This window comes from Humibacter soli (assembly GCF_054779035.1).
In genome coordinates this window covers 1,578,704-1,591,576 of record NZ_BAAGYX010000001.1, presented here as the reverse complement: position 1 = coordinate 1,591,576, position 12,873 = coordinate 1,578,704, and the positions used below count along the sequence as shown (strand labels likewise).

The window sequence follows — 12,873 nt, the reverse complement described above, 5'->3', positions numbered from 1 at the left end:
GAATTACCCCTGGACTCGCTCGGGTTGCCGTGACCCCCGCATCCCTAATGCGAACGCGATCGCCGCCGCATAGCACCCGGAGAGCAGGATCAGTCCCGCTCCTGATCGGAACTCGGATTCGCCCAGCAACGCCACGACTGACCAAGGCAGAGTGCTGACGACGATAGTGGCGGCGGTTGAACGTCGTCGCGCGATTCGCACTCCGGTGGCGACAAGCAACGCGACGAGCACACCGTAGTAAGCCATCGACGCGGGAACGACGCGGAAGAAGAAGTCAGAGACCGTGGCGAACCCATCGAAAACCTTTGTCGGGTCCCACCAGTGCGGGCCGCCGAAGCCCACCGCGCTAGCGAAGACGAACGATGCGGTGAAGGCGAGCATCCAGAGCACTGTGCTGATGCCCGTGCGACGCGGGGTCGGCCGCGGCGCCATCAGCGCCATCGCGCCGACGATCGCGATGAAGAGGCACGGCAGAGGGCGCATCCATGGGGTCGGGGGAGCGAAATGCGCAATCAGACCGATTACGATCGCGGCAACGATGGTCGCGCCGAGCATGCTCCGGTACAGCAACGTAGGGCCGGCGAAACATGTCACGCAGCAGGCGAGCGCCAGCACCGCGACAATCACGTATGGGCTCAAGAACGGCCCGAAGGTCAGGTCGCGCAGCGTCGCACCGGGTGCGTCGGAAAGCTGCAAAAAATATCGGGCCCGGGCGGATGCCGCCCACGGGGCCCATTCAAAGCACACTGCGGAGACCAGGCCGAATGCCCCGAGTAGTCCGATCATGACGGTGGCGGCTCGGGCGCGTATCTCCCCGGGCACGACTGCGTCGAGTCGAGCGTTGAGTCCACCTCCGAGCAGTGCAGCCTTCTCTGCCGTACTGAGCTGTTCGTGGCCCTCCTCTTCAGCAACGTCGAGGTAGGTGCCCAGCATGGCGCTGTTGTTCCGCTCACGGAATTGCTTCGGGTACCACCGAGACCAGCGCTGGAACTCTAACCGCAGTTTCTGGCTCATGCGATGACACCTGTCGCGACGGTGCGAGCCCTTGCATGAGCGACCGCCTGCACGGCCGCATGTCGAAGCGCGAGCCGCTCATGGGCAATCCTTGCTCGGGCCTCTAACCGGTCGGCCTCCACGCGGAGCGCATCCTCTCCGGCATCCGTGATCTCGAAGTAACGACGCAACCGGCCGTCGACCGCCTCGTCGCCGGCGCGTTCGACAAGGCCATCAGCCTCCAAACGATCGAGAGCGGCATAGAGAGAGCTGACCTTCAGCGTCACCCGTCCGGTCGTGAGGTCAGCCGCCTCCTTGATGATCGCGTAGCCGTGACGTCGTCCGCCGGCGAGCACAGTGAGGATTGAAAGGGCCGGATCGCGCAGTTCGGAAGATGCCATGTCTCCAGTTATATTCCGACAAATGGAATATAACAAGCGAGTTGGGTTCGGAAACGTCAGCCTGGGTCGGGCTCCCGACATCGTGGCTGGCGACCACGCGGAGCGTCATTGTTCCGGCGATTCGCGGCGGAGTAGCCTCGACGCGGCGTCGCGCGCCGCCGGTTCGGGGCCGGTGGTCGCGACGGCGCACTACGGGTGGGGTTGGTCGTGAACAGAGCATTCACTCGGGGTCGGGTGTTCGGGGGAAGACTTCTCGCCGGGATGGCGGTCATCGGCGCCATCCTCGCGGCGGGTACCGGGTTCGGTGCAACGCCCCAGGCGCATGCCGCTGAGCCCCCGGCCGCGACCGCTCCGACGATTCCGGTGGACATCATCTCCGCCGTCGACGGCGGCTACCTGCCGACGGTCGAGGTGTCGATCAACGGGAGCACTCCCGTGCGGATGATGATCGACGAGGGCACGAGCTTTCTCGTCACCTTTCCCGGATCGATCATCGATCCGACCACTCCGATCGACCAGACCGGCATACCGCAGAGCATCCAATACGACGGCACCGCTGCCTCCGGCCAGATCGGTCTCGCGACCGTGACCGTGACGACCACGACGGGCAGCGTCTCGACCCCGCAACCGACGGCCTTCCTCGATGCATCCTCGTGCACGCCGCAATGCCTGGGCTACAAGGACGACATCCAGGGTGTCATCGGCATCTCCCAGTCCAAGGATGCGACGAAGAACATCGAACCCGTCGACGGCATCTATTCGGTGCTGGCGCAACTCGGACAGCCGCTGTCGAGCGGGTACACGATCGACTTCACGTCGAGCCAGCCGAACATCCAGCTCGGCGAGCCCACCCCGGGTTCCGCCGGTGACACCAGCATCCAGCGGGCCGATCAAGACGGACTGACGTATCCGAACGGACAGTCCATCTTCAAGCCTCCCGTCATCTGCTGGTCGATCAGCCTCGGGTCCGCCGCGGGTACCAAGTGCGAGAACACCGTGCTCGATACCGGGCAGAGCTCAGGCATCCTCAACGGCGACGTCTTCGATCCCGTGGTGACGCCGCTTTCGCCGCCACCCAGCAACGGCGCCATCGCGCGGGTGGCCGACGGGGCGGTGATCGGCTTCAGCACGTCGAAGACCGCAATCCCGTTCGCGCGACTGGTCTCAACGGCAATGGTGCCGCATCTGTACAACCAATTCACCGTCAAGCCGAACAAGGCGGTGGCCAACTACTTCAATGCGGGCAACGACTTCTACCTCAGCCACGTGATCGGTTTCGACAACCAGGCGGGTGCGGTCATCATCCATGCTGCGGTCGGCGCTCCGGCGCCCACACCCGGCGTGAACGCGGCGGCGGGCGACGGCACGATCTTCGTCGCGTGGGCCCGACCTGCCGGCGGTGGGCCGAAGCGGGTCGGCTACCTGGTCACGATCCGGACCGCCGACGGAGCCATGGTCTCGACCACAACAGTCGGCGCCGATGCCACGGAGGCGACCATCGGCGGACTCACGAACGGCACACCGTACGACGTGGCTGTCGCCACGATCAACGAGCTCACCATCGGACCGGACGCGTCCGTTCCCGGCACGATCACCCCGGAAGGGCCGGTCTCGACCGGAACGCCGACGCCCAGCCCCGGCGCAGGAGGATCGTCAACGACGAGCGGCGTGCCGGACCCAGACGCGAGCGCTCGCGCGACCGGGGCGCTTGCAGCTACCGGTTCGGATGTCCCGCCCGAACTGATCCTCGCTGCGGGGCTCGTCGCGCTGGGCGTCGCCGTGCTGGCCATCCGAGCCGGCGGAAGGCGCACCAAGCCTCTTCGGCGTGAGGCTAGCGTGGGGGAGTGACCTTCGCCGCAGCCCCCGCCTTCACAACCCGTCCCACCCTCCGCGGCACCTTCGGCGTCGCGGCATCGACGCACTGGCTCGCCACCGCTGCGGCTCAGTCCGTGCTCGAGCGCGGCGGCAACGCCTTCGACGCCGCGGCAGCAGCGGGCTTCGTGCTGCACATCGTCGAGCCGCATCTGAACGGGCCGGGCGGCGACCTCACCGGGCTGTTCCGCACGGCAGGGGGAGACGTGCGGGTGCTGATGGGCCAGGGCCCAGCTCCGGCCGGTGCGACGCTCGAGCACTACCGTGACGTCGAGGGGCTCACCGAGGTCCCCGGTGCCGGTGCGCTCGCTGCAGCCATCCCCGGATCGGTGGATGCCTGGCTCTGGCTGCTCGCCGAGCACGGCACGTGGGAGCTGAGGGACGTACTGGCCTACGCGATCGGATACGCCGAACACGGGCATCCGGTGCACCAGGGTGTCGTCGTGACGCTGGAGCGCATTCGCGAGCACTTCCTCGAGCACTGGCCGACGTCTGCGGCGCTCTGGCTGGACGACGAGGGCAACGCGCCCAACCCGGGCGACCTGATCGTGAATCCCGCCTACGCCGCCGTCTTGGCGCGGCTGGTGGTGGCGAGTGAGGGCCGCGACTGGGTGGCCCCGGCCGACGGCACCGACCGCAAGGAGCACGTGCCGAGCACCCGTGAGGAGCGCATCCAGGCGGCACGGCGCGAGTGGAAGAGCGGCTTCGTCGCGCAGACGGTCGACGCCTTCGTGCGCATGCCGCACCGGCACAGCGACGGGCGCGACCACGCCGGCGTGCTGCGGGCATCCGACTTCGGATCTTTCGACGCAGGAACCGAGGATGTCGCCGCTTACGACTTCCGTGGGTTCAGGATCGCCAAGACGGGGCCGTGGGGGCAGGGTCCCGTGCTGCTGCAGATGCTCGCCATCCTCGACGCCTACGGGCGGCTCCATGGACTGACCGACGAGCATCTCGATCCGTCGACCTCGTTCGGCATCCACGTGATCGTCGAGGCCGTGAAGCTCGCGCTCGCCGACCGGGATGCCTGGTACGCCGACCCTCGATTCGCCGATGTTCCGCTCGCAACGCTGCTGTCACCCGCCTACGCGGACGAGCGTGCCGCCCTGATCGGCGACACGGCCAGCGCCGAGCTGCGCCCGGGGTCGCCGGACGGTCGCGCTCCCTATCTGCCGACAGTGGGCACCGGAACCGGAAAGGACGGCCTCACCGACCTCGACGACGCAGAGCACGGCGAGGACGCGGGGGCCGCCGACACCCCAGGCGCCACGCCGCTGCCCGCCGGCATCGGCGAGCCGACCGTCGACCGCAACGGCCAGACCCGCGGCGACACCTGCCACCTCGACGTCGCGGACCGGTGGGGCAATGTCGTGACCGTGACGCCGTCCGGTGGATGGCTGCAGTCGTCACCGACCGTCCCCGAACTCGGATTCTGCCTCGGCACCCGACTGCAGATGGCATGGCTCGACGAGTCGTCGCCCTCGATGCTGCGGCCGGGCGCCCGCCCTCGCACGACACTCTCGGCGACGCTCGTCACGGCATCCGACGGTCGCGTCTTCTCCCTCGGCACCCCGGGAGGCGACCAGCAGGACCAGTGGCAACTGCCCGCTCTGCTGAGGATGCTCGTGGGCGGCTGGGACCCGCAGGCGGCGATCGACGCTCCCGCGTTCCACACCACGAGCCACGTCTCGAGCTTCTGGCCCCGCATCTGGGAGCCGGCAGGGCTCGTGATCGAGGACCGTGTCGGTGACGACGTGATCGCGGAGCTGGAACGACGAGGACACCGCGTCACGGTCTCCGGGCCGTGGACCCTCGGCCGGCTCAGCGGCGTCGGCATCGAGCTGGACTCGACCGGCACCGAACCGAGGCTCCTGTGGTCAGCAGCCAATCCGCGCGGCATGCAGGGTTACGCGTCCGGGCGCTGAACGGGCGCAGCAGTCCGCGCACACCCGGCATGCCCGGTAGCGTCGAGGCATGGCGAAAATCGATGACCGCACCGTCGGCAACCACACCGTGAACTACCGCACCCTGGGGCCATCCGGCCTCGTCGTCTCGACGGTCGGCCTCGGCTGCAACAACTTCGGCAGGGCCGGAACTCTCACCGAGACTCAGGAGGGCACCAACGCGGTCATCGACGCCGCCATCGACGCGGGGATCACGTTCTTCGACACCGCCGACATCTACGGCAAGGAGCGCGGACTGAGCGAGACCCTGATGGGCGTCGCGCTGCAGGGCAAGCGCGACGGCATCGTGCTCGCCTCGAAGTTCGGCATGGACATGGGCGGCGCGAACGGTCCCGACTGGGGTGTTCGGGCGTCGCGTCGGTACGTGCGGCTCGCTGTGGAGGCGTCGCTCCGTCGGCTGCAGACCGACTGGATCGACCTCTACCAGCTGCACACGCCCGACCCGGTGACGCCGATCGAGGAGACCCTCGATGTGCTCGACGACCTCATCTCCGAGGGCAAGGTGCGCTACATCGGCCACTCCAATCTCGCCGGCTGGCAGATCGCCGAGGCGGAGTACACCGCCGTGCTGCACGGGCACCCCAAGTTCGTCTCCGCCCAGAACCGCTACAACCTGGTGAACCGCGAGGCCGAGGCGGAGGTGCTGCCGGCCGTGAACGCCTACGGTCTCGGCTTCCTGCCGTTCTTCCCTCTCAACAACGGGCTCTTCACCGGCGCCTACACGCGTGATGGCGGCCCGGACGGCCGCATTCTTCGTGAGCGCCGTCACGTGCTCGACAACGCCCCGTGGGACGCGATGGATGCCTACCAGCGGTTCTGCGACGACCGCGGCATCTCCATGCTGGAGGCCACCTTCGGCTGGCTCCTCGCACAGCCGGGGATGACGAGCGTCATCGCCGGCGCCACCAAGCCGGAGCAGGTGACGGCCAACGCCGCGGCCGGCTCGGCTTGGAGTCCGACGGAGGCCGAGGTCGCGGAGATCTCCGACCTGTTCCCCGTCGCAGGCTGAACCGTCCCCGCAGGTCGAGAGGCTCGCGAAGCGCGAGCCGTTCTCGCGGGTCGAGGAGCCCGCGAAGCGCGCGTCTCGAAACCCCACCATTGTGTCGCTTGTGCTATAACTACTGATACAAGCGACACAAGGGGTGAGCGATGCAGATCGAGATCGATCCGGCCTCCGAGATCCCGCTGTACCAACAGCTGCGTGATCGCGTCGTCGAGGGGATCGCCGCGGGACATCTGCGTCCCGGCGACAAGCTCGCGCCCGTTCGAACGCTCGCCGGGCAGTTCGGCATCAACGTCGCGACGGTCGTCAAGGGGTACGACCTGCTGCGCGCGGAGGGGCTCGCGAGGAGCAATCGCACGGCGGGCTCGGTGATCGCGCGCGGCCCACTCAGCGATCGGGCTGCAGTCGACTCCTCGGGCGAGAGTCGATGGGATGCCGCAGCCATGGCCGGCTGGACGGCACGGCTGAGAACCGTGCTCGCTGAGGGTGTCGCACAGGGGGAGAGCGACGACGACCTGGAGAACATCGCGCGTGACATCCTCGCGACGTTCGCAGCGGAACGGAAGGGCTCCTGATGGACGCCGCGGTCTTCGTCACCATGCTGCTGACACTCGTGGTCGTCGCGGCGATAGTCTTCACGCTGCCGAGTCTCATGCCTCGCACGGTGCCGCTCGGGGTCAACGTGCCTGCGGCGCACATCGACGAGCCGATCATCCGCACGTCGCTGCGTCGGTTCCGACTGCTGGTCGGCGCCTCCTGGCTGCTCGCCGTCATCCTGCTCGTGATCCTCGTCTTCATCGCGCCACTCGCCGCCGCGCTCGTGAGCATGCTGTTGTTCATCGCTGGCAGCACCATCGCCTACATCGTCGCCAGGCAGGGCATCGTGCGAGCCAAACACGAGGGCAAGTGGTATTCGGGAGCGACGGTGCGGCTCGCGGGCAACGTCACCGCCGAACCGGTCCGCACGCCAATCCCGGTCGGCTGGTTCGCCGTCTCCATGCTGCTGCTGGGGCTCGTCACGGTGATCGGGGCAGCGGTCTATCCGACGCTGCCGGCGAGCATCCCCGTTCACTGGGGCGCCACCGGCGTCGCCGACCGCTACGAGCCGAAGAGCGTGTGGGCGGTCTTCGGGCAGCTCATCATCATCGCGATCGTGGTGGTCGGCCTCTTCGCCGTCTCGTTCGTAGGTCGCATCGTCTCGATCCGCGCGATTCCCTCCGCAAGCGCCGAGCAGAACGCGGCTCGTGAGCGGGGTATCCGGTCGGTCATGTCGTCTCTGCTGGGCTGGATGATGTTCGCGATCACGCTCGGCCTGTGCTGGCTGACGCTGGTGTCGTGGTTCCTTCCGAGCGATCGCGTGCTCATCACCCTCGGCGTCGTCGTGCTGCTCGTGATGCTCTTCGGAGGGATCGTCGTCTTCATCGTCAGGTGGCGCCGCGCCGCAGGCCGGGGTGCCGCGATCACCGGCGGTGATACGGGAGCGGATGCCCCCGACGACGACCGCTTCTGGAAAGCGGGCATCTTATACGTGAACCGAGACGATCCCGCCATCATGGTTCCGCGCCGCTTCGGCGCAGGATGGACCATGAACCTCGGACATCCCGCCGGCATCGCGATCGGCGTCGTGCTCCTGTTGATCATCGTCGGAGCGCTGATCTTCGCATTCACAGCAAGGGCGAACCGATGAGTACCGAACCGATGAGCACCGAACCGATGAGCAGCGCGTCGACCAACACCGAACCGAGCCCCTTCCCGACCCGGGTGCCATGGCCCGCGGTGGCCGTGTTCATCGTCATCGCCTTCGGACTCTCCTGGCTCGTCACTCTGCCGCTCTGGCTCAGCGGCAAGGGGCTGGCGACACCCGGTGCGATCTTCTTCATCGTGCTCATGATGTACACCCCGGGAGCCGCCGCGCTGGTCGTGTCGTTCTTCGTGCAGCGCCCGCGTCCCCGCCCGCTTCCGGAGTATCTCGGACTCTGGCCCCTGCGGCCGGCGAAGCGCGTGATCTGGATGACCGTGATCGGGCTCCTCGGCAGCATCCTGCTGGTCATCGTTGCAGTGTTCGTCAGCGCGGCGCTGGGCTTGGTCCCGCTCGACCTGGTGCACTTCTCCGGCTTCGAGCAGACCCTGCGTGCTGCATCCGGCGGCGTCGCCATCCCGATCCCCACCACGCTGCTCGTCGTCATCGAGGTTGTGTCGTTGCCGTTCGGGTCGCTCTTCAACGCCTTCGCCACGATCGGCGAGGAGCTGGGGTGGCGCGGTTGGCTGCTGCCGAGCCTGCGCCCGCTCGGAACCTGGCCGGCCCTGATCGTGACGGGGGCCGTCTGGGGGCTCTGGCACAGCCCGATCATCCTGCTCGGCTATGACTTCGGCCAGCCGAACGTGTTCGGTGTGCTGATGATGGTCGGCGGATGCGTGTTCCTGGGCATCCTGATCGGGTGGCTGCGACTGCGCTCGGGCTCGATCTGGCCGAGCGTGTTCGCTCACGCCGGGTTCAACGGCGCGGCCGGCTTCCTTGCACTGGTCATCGCAGCAGGCGCGAAGCCGAACCTCGTCGTCGTCGGCGCGCTGGGGCTCGTACCGTGGGCGGTGATGGCCGTCATCATCGTGGTCCTCGCGGTGACCGGCCAATTCCGAAAGCAGCCTCGGCTGGAGAGGCGCCGACGTCCAGCGCTGGACTTCCCGCCTCCCGCGTCGCCGCCTGTCGGGCCTCCGACCGCCACGTCAGCAGACTGACGCTCCACAGGCTGACGCTCTCTGAAGACTGACGCTCGCGGCAGACGGGCGCTCACAGACTGACGTCACCGTGCGGACGGCGAGGAATGCCACCCTGCGGATGGGAGCCTCCGTGCGGATGCCTGCGGCGATTCCGTCGCGCCAGGAGAGCGACGGCGATGGACCCCGCGACGATGGCGATCGCCGAGCCGAGAAGCACGGCGATCGTGCCCTCGTCGCGCACCGTCGCGCTGCTCCTGAACGCCAGCTCGTTCATCAGCAGTGAGACGGTGAACCCCACTCCACCGAGCGCCGCGACCGCGAGGGTGCTCGCGATTCCCGTCTTCGCGCGCGAGCTCTTCGGCCCCACCTTGCCGCCGAGCCAACCGCCGAAGGTGATGCCGATGAACTTGCCGACGGGAAGTGCGACGAGGATGCCCCAGAAGGCCGGAGACAGCTGATCGATCGGCACGGCCGGGATGACCACGAGGGCCGCGGAGAAGGCGAACAACGGCAGCACGACCCCGTTCGACCACGGCTCGAGCGCGTGGGTCGTCTTTCTGGCCGGTGCTCGCGACATCACCAGTCCGAGCGCCACGCCGGCGATCGTCGCGTGCACGCCGGAATCGTGAACGAGCGCCCAGGTCAGGATGGCGAGCAGCACCATCAACACGGCGATCGGTCCGCGCATCCTGCCGCGCAACAGTCTGCTCAGCAGCCCGAAGGCCGTGGTCGTGACCGCGGCGAGCCCCAGGTCGAGAAAGTTGGGATCGGCGGTGAAGAACACCGCGATGATGATGATCGCGATCAGGTCGTCGAGCACGGCGAGAGCGAGCAGGAACACCCTGATGCGCTTCGGCAGTCCCCGTCCGAAGATGGCGAGCACCCCGAGGGCGAACGCGATGTCGGTCGCAGTCGGAATCGGCCAGCCCTCTTCCAGGCCGCTTCCCGCCGTGAACGCGAGATAGATCCCGGCGGGAACGAGCACGCCGAAGACCGCCGCGATCGCCGGGTGCAGCGCCTTGTGGAGCGAGTCGAGCTCGCCCACGGTCAGCTCGTGCCTGAGCTCGACGGCAACGATGAAGAAGAAGATCGCCAGAAGGCCGTCACTGATCCAGTGGCCGATCGACAGGTCGAGATGCAGGGCCGCCGGACCGATATGAGTCTCCTGCAGTCCGAGCAGTGCGGGGCCGATCGGCGTGTTGGCGAGCACCAGACCGAGCACGGCAGCGCCGAGCAGTATGCCGGCGGCCGCCCGCTCCGACCTGATCAGGCTCACGGCGTGTTCGCTCTCGGCCCGACGATGCAGACGACGTGCCCGTCGGGGTCGTGCAGCACGGACTGCCGCTCGCCCCACGGCTCGTCGCCTGGACCGCGAACGATGCTGCAGCCCGCGGCGACAGCCTCGGCTGTCGCCCTGTCGACATCCTCGACGGCGAACGAGGCCGTGACGCCGAACTCGCCGGGCGTGGGCTGGCGCTGGTGCAGCATCAGCTCGACGCCGCCGGCATCGAGCCTGGCGAGCTCGTCGTTCGACCAGGTGACGGGGAGGCTCAGACTGCCCGAGTACACCGCGAGTGAACGTTGCAGATCTGAAACCGACACGATGATCCGTCGCACACTGGTCACCGTCCAAGCCTAGGGGCCGGGCGTGACACGATGAAGGCGAACGATGAGCCCGGCGAGGGGAGACGCGATGTCCGATGAGCGACACGACGAGCCGGGGATGTCGCGACTCGACGCCTTCGCCGACGCCATGGCCTCCGTGCTCGATCGATGCGTGTGGTCGCAGACCATGACGCACGAGACGCTGGTGCCGTACCTCATCGAGGAGACGTACGAGCTGGTCGACGCGATCGAGGCGGGGACCACCGACGAGATCATCGAGGAGCTCGGCGACGTGCTGTGGCAGGTGGCGTTCCACTCGGAGATCGCCTCCCGTACGGCGGGCGAGCGGTTCGACATCCAGGATGTCGCGGCACGCGTCACGGCGAAGATGGTGCGCAGGCACCCGCACGTCTTCGGTGACGAGGTGGCTGAAACCCCTGAGGAGGTTCTGCGGCTGTGGACCGCAGCGAAGGCCGCGGAGAAGACGCAGCGGCGCAGCGTGCTCGACGGCATTCCCCAGGGGATGCCGGCACTCGCGCTGGCCGACAAGGTGATCGGCCGCGCCAACCGTGTCGGTGTTGCGGTCGTCGCGACGGACGCCGGCCCGACGTTCGACGACGAGGACGAGCTCGGCGCACAGCTGCTCGCCATGGTCGCCGCAGCGCGCGCCAAGGGGATCGACGCCGAACGATCACTGCGGGTCGCGGTTCGTGCGCTCCAGTCCGACATTCGAGTCGCCGAGGCCTGATCGCGCGGAACGCGCCAGGCTCACTGCGCCGGAACGGCCCCTGTCGACGCCGCGATGCCGCTCAGCTGCTGGGCGCGTCTCGTCGGCATCAGCAGCACGGCGAACAGGAGGACCACCGCGACGATCGCGATCGCGAGGAACACGAGGTGCGTTGCGACCGCCAGCTGGGGTCCATGCGGTGCGCCATCCGCACCGATCGTCGCGTTCGCGTTCACGATGGCACCGAACACGGCGACACCCACGGCAGACCCGATCGACCTGGCGAACATGTTCGTGCCGGTCACCAGGCCGCGCTCCTGCCACTCGACCGAGCTCTGCGCGGCGATCAGCGTCGGCACGGCCGTGAGCCCCATCCCGGCACCGATGACGAAGCAGAACAGGCCGACCAGCCAGATGTTGCTCCCCGCGCCGAGCAACAGCAGCAGTGCAGTGCCGAGCACGACGATCGATGAGCCGATCACGGCGGTCATCCTGAACCCGATGCTCAAGTAGAACCGGCCGGCGATCGACGCGGTGAGCGGCCATCCGACGGTCAGCGCGGCGACGGCGAAGCCGGCGATCAGCGCGCTCACCCCGAGCACGTCCTGGGCGTAGATCGGCACGTAGGTCGTGAGCCCCAGCACGATCGCACCGATGATCAACGAGGCGATGGTCGAGGCCCAGATCACCCGGCGCTTCAGAACGCCGAGCGGAATGATCGGATGCCTCGCCTTGCGCTCAACGAGCACGAAGGCCACCAGCGAGGCCGCCCCGAGGGCGAAGATGACGATCGACGTCGGCGAGTTCCACGCCCACGCCGTTCCACCCTCGAGCAGCCCGAGGATGACGAGCCCCGTTCCCACCGTCAGCAGGAGTGCGCCCGCGTAGTCGATGCTGGGCTTGACCCGCTCGCCCTGGCGCTTCTCCGTGAAGTTGCGCCACAGCATCCATGCGGCGATCAGCGAGAGCGGAATGTTGATGAAGAAGATCCACCGCCAGCTCAGGAACTCGCTGAACACTCCGCCGAGGGTCGGTCCGACAACGGCCGAGATGCCCCACACGCTGGCGAGATACCCCTGGGTCTTCGCGCGCTCCTGAAGTGTGTAGATGTCGCTGGCGATCGTCATGCTCATCGGCAGCACCGCGCCGGCGCCGAGACCCTGCACGACGCGCGACGCGATCAGCACGGGCATCGACCATGCGAACCCGCACAGGACGGAGCCGAGGAGGAAGAGGCCGATCCCGATCAGCATCAGGTGCTTGCGGCCGAAGAAGTCGGCAAGGCGGCCGTAGATCGGCACGGAGACCGCCTGCGCCAGCACGTAGATGGAGAACAGCCACGGGATCTGCGCGAAGTGGCCCAGCTCGCGCGCGATCGACGTCGACGCAGTCGCGATGATCGTGGAGTCCAGGGCGACCAACGAGGTCGCGAGCATCAGGGCGAGTAGAATCGGCCCGCGTTCGGAACGGAGACCGACACTGCTGCGGGTCACGGTCGGGTTCGGCGAATCGTCAGACATCCCTCACTGCAATCCCGAGCCGGCTGCGGCTATTCCCGCTGGGCGTTTCGCCCCCGTTGGTTGAGGAGCT

The 12,873-nt window shown here is 67.8% G+C and carries 12 protein-coding genes; 7 read left to right on the top strand and 5 right to left on the bottom strand.

What is annotated here, in order from left to right:
- Positions 1–3: 3 nt before the first annotated feature.
- Together ACYVDN_RS07460 and ACYVDN_RS07455 are read right to left on the bottom strand one after the other, a co-directional pair.
- Positions 4–1,014, bottom strand: a complete 1,011-nt coding sequence (locus ACYVDN_RS07460) for a hypothetical protein (protein ID WP_460569954.1) — start codon at positions 1,012–1,014, stop codon at positions 4–6.
- On the bottom strand, positions 1,011–1,394 hold the full coding sequence (locus ACYVDN_RS07455) for a PadR family transcriptional regulator (RefSeq protein WP_460569952.1): 384 nt from the start codon (positions 1,392–1,394) through the stop codon (positions 1,011–1,013). Before ACYVDN_RS07455 ends, ACYVDN_RS07460 begins: the two co-directional genes overlap by 4 nt.
- 207 nt (positions 1,395–1,601) lie before the next feature.
- Here ACYVDN_RS07455 and ACYVDN_RS07450 point away from each other — a divergent pair, with 207 nt between their 5' ends.
- The 6 genes from ACYVDN_RS07450 (at position 1,602) to ACYVDN_RS07425 (ending at position 8,969) form a co-directional block, all read left to right on the top strand.
- Entirely contained in the window at positions 1,602–3,242 is a 1,641-nt protein-coding gene (locus ACYVDN_RS07450; protein ID WP_460569950.1) for a fibronectin type III domain-containing protein, read from the top strand.
- Positions 3,239–5,191, top strand: coding sequence for a gamma-glutamyltransferase family protein (locus tag ACYVDN_RS07445; RefSeq protein ID WP_460569948.1), 1,953 nt, complete (start codon positions 3,239–3,241; stop codon positions 5,189–5,191). Before ACYVDN_RS07450 ends, ACYVDN_RS07445 begins: the two co-directional genes overlap by 4 nt.
- A gap of 49 nt (positions 5,192–5,240) precedes the next feature.
- Complete coding sequence (locus ACYVDN_RS07440; RefSeq protein ID WP_460569946.1) at positions 5,241–6,239, top strand: aldo/keto reductase; 999 nt, start codon at positions 5,241–5,243, stop codon at positions 6,237–6,239.
- Between the two features lie 140 nt (positions 6,240–6,379).
- Positions 6,380–6,808 carry a GntR family transcriptional regulator gene (locus tag ACYVDN_RS07435; protein ID WP_460569943.1) on the top strand — a complete coding sequence of 143 codons (429 nt, stop codon included), beginning with the start codon at positions 6,380–6,382 and terminating at the stop codon, positions 6,806–6,808.
- Entirely contained in the window at positions 6,808–7,920 is a 1,113-nt protein-coding gene (locus ACYVDN_RS07430) for a DUF1648 domain-containing protein (RefSeq protein ID WP_460569941.1), read from the top strand. Before ACYVDN_RS07435 ends, ACYVDN_RS07430 begins: the two co-directional genes overlap by 1 nt.
- Positions 7,917–8,969, top strand: a complete 1,053-nt coding sequence (locus ACYVDN_RS07425) for a lysostaphin resistance A-like protein (protein ID WP_460569939.1) — start codon at positions 7,917–7,919, stop codon at positions 8,967–8,969. The genes ACYVDN_RS07430 and ACYVDN_RS07425 overlap by 4 nt, the downstream gene beginning before the upstream one ends.
- Before the next feature lie 52 nt (positions 8,970–9,021).
- On the opposite strand, the gene ACYVDN_RS07420 is transcribed toward ACYVDN_RS07425, so the two are convergent.
- Complete coding sequence (locus tag ACYVDN_RS07420; RefSeq protein ID WP_460569937.1) at positions 9,022–10,227, bottom strand: Na+/H+ antiporter NhaA; 1,206 nt, start codon at positions 10,225–10,227, stop codon at positions 9,022–9,024.
- The gene (locus tag ACYVDN_RS07415; protein ID WP_460569935.1) at positions 10,224–10,577 is read right to left on the bottom strand and encodes a VOC family protein; all 354 of its coding nucleotides are present in this window, start codon (positions 10,575–10,577) and stop codon (positions 10,224–10,226) included. Before ACYVDN_RS07415 ends, ACYVDN_RS07420 begins: the two co-directional genes overlap by 4 nt.
- Positions 10,578–10,644: 67 nt before the next feature.
- On the opposite strand from ACYVDN_RS07415, the gene ACYVDN_RS07410 reads away from it, so the two are divergent.
- Positions 10,645–11,304, top strand: a complete 660-nt coding sequence (locus tag ACYVDN_RS07410) for a nucleoside triphosphate pyrophosphohydrolase (protein WP_460569933.1) — start codon at positions 10,645–10,647, stop codon at positions 11,302–11,304.
- 20 nt (positions 11,305–11,324) lie between these two features.
- On the opposite strand, the gene ACYVDN_RS07405 is transcribed toward ACYVDN_RS07410, so the two are convergent.
- The gene (locus ACYVDN_RS07405) at positions 11,325–12,803 is read right to left on the bottom strand and encodes an MDR family MFS transporter (RefSeq protein WP_460569931.1); all 1,479 of its coding nucleotides are present in this window, start codon (positions 12,801–12,803) and stop codon (positions 11,325–11,327) included.
- Positions 12,804–12,873: the final 70 nt, after the last annotated feature.